Origin of the sequence: Pseudomonas sp. 2822-17 (assembly GCF_002742485.1) — a bacterium.
GTDB classification, from domain to species: domain Bacteria; phylum Pseudomonadota; class Gammaproteobacteria; order Pseudomonadales; family Pseudomonadaceae; genus Aquipseudomonas; species Aquipseudomonas cyclaminis.
Genome location: NZ_LJRZ01000872.1, coordinates 1 through 379, shown reverse-complemented (window position 1 = coordinate 379; position 379 = coordinate 1). Strand labels below are relative to the sequence as shown.

The 379-nt window shown below is 32.2% G+C and carries 1 protein-coding gene; it reads right to left on the bottom strand.

Annotation, left to right across the window (positions count from 1 at the left end):
• Window positions 1-379 (bottom strand): RNA polymerase sigma factor (locus AOA60_RS29565; protein ID WP_099587305.1); only part of this gene is annotated, 379 nt, incomplete at both ends.

Sequence of the window (379 nt, the reverse complement as noted above, 5' to 3'; positions counted from 1 at the left end):
CTCCTATAGTAGACGACTATCTTATAAGAACTCTTTAATTTATTCATAGCTTCGTACAACTCAAAAAGATTCTCTTTACGTTCCGCAACATATTCTGGTAAAAGCATTGAATCATTGCTCAGATTGTCAGTAATGTTTTCAAGTAATGAAGAAGGTTTTCTTTTACGCAAATAATCAATGGCTGAGTTACGTGCTAATGTATATAACCATGTAGTAGGTTTACAATTCCCCTTAAACTTATCAAAGGAAACTAGTGCTTTACAAAATGTATCCTGCGTTAAATCTTCCGCCTGATGATAGTCATGAATAATGGAATTTATATACTTAAGAATTTCATTTCTGTATTCCATATACCACTTAGAAACAACTTCCCTATCAT